Origin of the sequence: Methylocapsa sp. S129 (genome assembly GCF_009765995.1) — a bacterium.
Classification (GTDB): Bacteria; Pseudomonadota; Alphaproteobacteria; order Rhizobiales; family Beijerinckiaceae; genus Roseiarcus.
Map to the genome: position 1 here is coordinate 190,920 of NZ_LMUI01000046.1, position 4,579 is coordinate 195,498.

The 4,579-nt window shown below is 58.6% G+C and carries 3 protein-coding genes and 1 pseudogene; 3 read left to right on the forward strand and 1 reads right to left on the reverse strand.

Annotated features, from left to right (window positions below; genetic code table 11):
* From GSQ90_RS24230 to GSQ90_RS24240, 3 genes and pseudogenes are all read left to right on the forward strand, one after another.
* A partial coding sequence (locus GSQ90_RS24230) for a hypothetical protein (protein ID WP_210254969.1) occupies nt 1-1,134 on the forward strand: 1,134 nt, incomplete at its 5' end.
* Between the two features lie 131 nt (nt 1,135-1,265).
* Complete coding sequence (locus tag GSQ90_RS24235) at nt 1,266-2,894, forward strand: ShlB/FhaC/HecB family hemolysin secretion/activation protein (RefSeq protein WP_158817529.1); 1,629 nt, start codon at nt 1,266-1,268, stop codon at nt 2,892-2,894.
* Between the two features lie 160 nt (nt 2,895-3,054).
* A pseudogene (locus GSQ90_RS24240) lies at nt 3,055-3,546 on the forward strand (IS6 family transposase); the annotation flags it as partial.
* A gap of 608 nt (nt 3,547-4,154) precedes the next feature.
* Here GSQ90_RS24240 and GSQ90_RS24245 read toward each other — a convergent pair.
* Entirely contained in the window at nt 4,155-4,445 is a 291-nt protein-coding gene (locus GSQ90_RS24245; RefSeq protein ID WP_158817530.1) for a hypothetical protein, read from the reverse strand.
* Nucleotides 4,446-4,579 lie beyond the last annotated feature (134 nt).

Below are 4,579 nucleotides of genomic sequence, written 5' to 3' on the forward strand. Positions count from 1 at the left end.
AATGGGACTGAGACGATCGAGGCCTACAACGATCTGTCGTTCGCACTGCTGACGACAAAGGGAACCGCGACCGATCCTGGCGACGTCATTCTGAAATCTTTTGTGGGAGCGGTGCGTGGCGGGTCGATCGACGCCCACGGCTCAGTCACGGCGAACGCCGTCGGCATCGATTTCGACCAGATCAACGCCAATGGCGACCTGAATTTGAACTCATCCGCCGACATCGCGGGCAATGGCTTCACCGCCGTCGGCGCCGTCGCAATTAATGCGGCGGGCGTCGTCAAGTTTCGCAGCGTGAGTGGAGCGGCCATCTCGCTGTCCACCAAGGGCGATATGACGATCAACAATCTCCAGGTCGCGACCGCGGTGGATATCGCCGCCAATAATCTGAGCATCGGCCTGTTGTCGCAAACCCCAGGCGCGCCAGGTCCGCTCGAACTGACGATAACCGGCTTTGGCGGAGCTGTTGGCAATTCGGCGAATCTGACGGTCGACGCCCCGAATGGCCTCTATGTTCCCATCCTGCGTGAAGCAACCGCCGTGATCACCACCGACGCGCTCCAGATATCGATGGTCGATCCGACAATCACTAAGAGCATGCTGCTGACGACGCCGGACCAGGTTCTCTGGTTCAACGACGTGTCGTCGCAGCCGGTCCTCGGCAATAACGTTCAATTCTATCAACCGGACGATGAATTCTATCTCCAGGTGAACAACCGGTTCGTCAAGACCGACAGTTATATCGTCCAATATGACGCCAGCGCGCAGGTCCAGCAGGAGTTCGACGGCGCACTGATCAATGGTCCGAGCTTCGTGCGCGATTTCGATCGGATGGGATGGCTGGGCGACAGCGAGCAATTGTTCGTCGAAGGCGGCGCCGACAACCAGAATGGCTGGCAATTTCCGGTCGAAGCCTTCGATCTTCATCTCCAGCGCTTCTATGGCGATGGCGTCGCGCTTGCGCAGCCTGGCCAGCCCGGGGTCAGCATCGGCGACAGCGGCGGCCCGACCGAGTTGCTCAGCGATGGGCTCGGGTTCACGATTATCGTCAAGAAAAAGCCTACCGTCTTGCCCGGCGCGCTGACTCATCGGGGCGTCCACGCCCATGGTAAATTTCACGAGGCGATGAGATAGGCGTTCGCTTCGCTGGGCGGCGGCCAAAGTAAACGGGATGGATTTGATCGGCCGGCGAAATGAAGACTAGATTCCCGATTGTCTTGCGATCAGCGACGTCGCAAGGCGGCCGCGGCGTAAGGGCGGGGCGTATGAAGAGCAGATGGTTGTTGGCCGTCGCCGTCGGCATGGCGCTGTATTCGCCGTGCGCGCGCGCCCAGACGACGCCTGCCGTTCCCAATCCAGGCCTGATCAACAATCAGAACCAGCAGAACCGCGAACAGATCGAGCAGAAGAACGCCTTACCGCAGGTGCCCGCGGTGCTGGCGCCGCCCGCCGCGCAAAACAATCTCCTCGCGCCCGGCGGCCCGACTTTCGTTTTGCGTGGCGTCGTTCTCGACAAGTCGCAGTTCCTCTCCAAACAGGAGCTCGACGCCGTCACCGCTAGATATATCGGAACCCGCGTCGACATCGCCGGCGTGCAGAGGATGGTGAAGGAGATCAACGATCTCTACGCGCAGAAGGGGATCGTCACGGCGGCGGCCTATTTGCCGCCACAAAAGTTGAAGAACGGAATCGTAGAGGTCAAGATCGTCGAGGGGCGCCTTGGCAAGATCACCGTCACCGGTGCGAACGCGCTTTCGAAAGATTTCGTGCTCTCTCACATCGACCAGAAAACCGGCGACGTGGTCGACATGCCGCGCATCACCCAGAATCTCGCGTTCTTCAACAAGACCGGCGTCGCACGCATTCAGGCTTTGATGCAGGCGGGGGCTCAGTTCGGCTTGACCGATGTCGAACTCGCCGTCACCGAACCGCCTAAAAACCTCGTCCAGGTCTTTGGCGACAATCAGGGCGTCTCCACGGTCGGGCGCTATGAGATCGGAACGCTGCTACAGCATTATGGCATGCTCGGATTCGACGACAAGCTGACGCTCTACGCCGTCAAGTCGGAGGGTAATATCGACGGCAATGTCGGCTATAATTTCGCCGTCGATCCCTGGGGCGGGCGCATCGGGCTGAGCTTCACCCGCGGCGCTATCCACGTCGTCTCCGGACCGTACCAATCGCTGGATGTCACCGGGACCTCGGAAGTCGCATCGATCAATGCGAGCCAGCCGCTGTTTGGCAATTCCGAATGGATGTTTCTCCTCAACGGTGCGTTCGCGCACCAGATTTCAACATCGGAACAGTCGGATATCCGCATCACCGGGGACACCACGAATCTGGAGACCGGAGGCTTCACGCTCGCCTATAGCGGAGCAAGCCTGTCGGCGAGCGTTTCGCCGACTGTGTCAGCGGCCCAGTCCTACAGCAACATCTCGGGCTTGACCGAAAATTTCGCGCTGCAGAGCGGGACGTTCGGCTCCTCGTTGCAGCTTCCCTATAATTTCAACGCGACGCTTGGCGGCGCATGGCAAGTGGCCTCAAAGGAGTTGCTGCCCGGCGATCAACTGTTTCAAGTGGGCGGCCCGACCACGGTGCGCGGCTATCCGACCGACGCCGTCGCCGGACCTGACGGCTACTACAGCAATCTCGAATTGCATCGGCCAATCCAGGTTTTCGACACCACGATTGATCCCTATGCGTTTTATGATCGCGGCGTCGTCTATAATCATTTTCCCGCTGTTCAAACCCTCAATTCGCTCGGCGCCGGCGTTTCCTGGACGTTGAGCAAATATGTCGTCGCTGAAGTCAGCGCGGGCTTCCCCCTCGACAAAGTCGTAGAACCCCAGTCCCCCTACCAAATCTATTTCAGAATCACCGCCAAGCTGCAGTAATGCGCGAAACTGCGATTGGCGACGGGAGGGTTTGCCGGAGATGAAGCTGGCGCCGGATATTGCATTAACTCGGCCGGCCGAATTCGGATGATATGAGTGGTGTGGGCATTGTCACGCCGTCTCGGGCTTGCGGTCAACTTGCGCGTCGCTACCCAAGGCGATGCAGAAAATCAGCTACTCCGGCTACCGATTTCCGCCCAAGATCATTCAGCAGGCGATCTGGCTCTATCTCCGGTTCACGTTGAGCTTCCGCGACGTCGAATATCTATTGGCGGAACGCGGGATTGCGATCTCCTACGAAACCGTCCGGCGCTGGGCTAACCATTTCGGGCCGATGATCGCGGCGGACTTGCGCAAACGACACCCGAAGCCACACACGACGTGGCATCTCGACGAGGTCTATCTGAAAATCACAGGCCGCATGGGTTATCTCTGGCGCACGGTCGACGCCGAGGGCGAGGCCCTTGATGTGCTGGTCCAGTCCAAGCGAAACAAGCACGCCGCGCTGAAACTGATGCACAAGCTTCTGAAGAAACCCAGCTCCGCTCCCGATCGATTGATCACCGACGACCTGCGGTCGTATGGCTCCGCAGCCCACGACCTGGGAATCAAACGGCGCCATGAACGTGGACGATGGAAGAATAGCGGCGCTGGTGGAATCGGCTACTGAATCGCCCGAGGAGGCGCTTGGATTAATCTCCAACGCCCGCCTCGAACCAGCCGCTTAGCGAAGCTGCGCGATGCACCTTGGCCGCCAAAGTCTCATATGACTCGGACAAACGACGTGTCATGGTCGAGAATGGCAAAAGTCATAACTCTCGCCGAACAGGTCGAATTGAGCGGTCTCCGCGCCGAATTGGCTTTAGCGAAGATTGCCGCGTCGAACGCGCCGCCGATGAACTCCTTTTTTGAGCGGCAACGCGCTCGCCCGTTTCATGGCTGCGGAAGAAAGACGAATCTTCGTCACTGATCGCATCGTTGAAATTGAGGGATAAGCCGATTCGTCATTCCCGACGCTCTCCCCAAGCAAATGGGCGCGTTGCCCCACGATGGCCGCGAAGGCCCCACGTGCAGGAAGCGGTCGCGCGAGGCACCCTTCGTCATGCGCATTGAGAATGTCTGTCAGCGGGTCGCGCTGCGCGTCTGCTTTCCTTTGGAACATGATAGGACAGCGAGCGTAGCATTCCGACGCCGCGTGAATCTTCGATCAATCGGCCGATCTGGTCCTCTCGCCGCTACTGGACTTCCTCCGCAACGTGATCATTCGGTCCGGAAACGCTCTTTCGCTGTCGCGAGTGTGGTGCGAGCGATACGCTTCTCGCCGGTAGTCGCAAGAACCTCCACCGGCAAACCGATGTTATCTAGAGCCTCGATTTGAAAACTGACAATCATTGTCGTTTCAGGAGGAGCAGCGTGCTTTCCGAGGTAAGCGCGTAATGCCGCCCAGGCGATATTGACTGATTTCGAATTCAGCTTCGCCCCGCAGCGGCCACGTGATGCTACGGTGAGTTGCGTCACAAGCTTGCGAATGTCGTCGTCTATATGAAACATTGCACCCGGTTCGTCCTCGTTATTTCGCAAAATTCTTGGCGACCACTTTCTTTAGTGTCCGTCTCGAAACTTCTCGATTCGAATGAATCGGTTATGATTCCTGTTGGGGGCAGCCTGATTCGAGGAGCTGCCGA

What these genes read in the sequence shown, in the direction of transcription:
- GSQ90_RS24235 (WP_158817529.1), top strand. Translation starts at nt 1,266, where the DNA reads ATGAAGAGCAGATGGTTGTTGGCCGTCGCCGTCGGCATGGCGCTGTAT.
- GSQ90_RS24245 (WP_158817530.1), bottom strand. Translation starts at nt 4,445, where the DNA reads ATGTTTCATATAGACGACGACATTCGCAAGCTTGTGACGCAACTCACC.